We start from the raw sequence: 417 nt of genomic DNA on the forward strand, positions 1-417 counted from the left end.
TGATTCTAGTGTAGAAACCCTACTTTTTTACTTCTTTTCCCGAACCTTGAAAATTTCATAAGGAATGTTTTGGAAAGAGATTTGTGTTTTAATATCGATTTTAGGTAAATCTACTTTCGATATTTTCTCACCTTTTCAGGGTTATTTACCATTTATTATCTTAAATCCGAGATCTCTTACCATCTACTGAGCTAAAATGGGTGGACGACTCCCTTGGTCTTGAGGTATAAGTTCTTTGGATTTCTCTATAATGTAATTTGCAAACCTCTTGAAGTTATGAGCTAATACTTTAAACCCCACAACAATGCTGCATTTTACAATACCCCTTACTTTGAGTTTATCAAGCTCATGCCCACGCTTTAATGCTGAGTTGGTTCCTTCAATGGCTGCCCTCATGCTGGTATTTTCTCTTTGATC

At 35.7% G+C, this 417-nt stretch carries 1 protein-coding gene; it reads right to left on the minus strand.

Going from position 1 to position 417, the window contains the following annotated elements:
* Positions 1 to 183 precede the first annotated feature (183 nt).
* On the minus strand, positions 184 to 417 hold a 234-nt coding region (locus ACKX14_RS15590), incomplete at its 5' end, for a transposase (protein ID WP_422449284.1).

It is taken from the genome of Thermorhabdus hydrogeniformans (assembly GCF_049310025.1).
In the GTDB taxonomy this organism is placed as follows: domain Bacteria; phylum Bacillota; class Thermosediminibacteria; order Thermosediminibacterales; family Tepidanaerobacteraceae; genus JBJYKD01.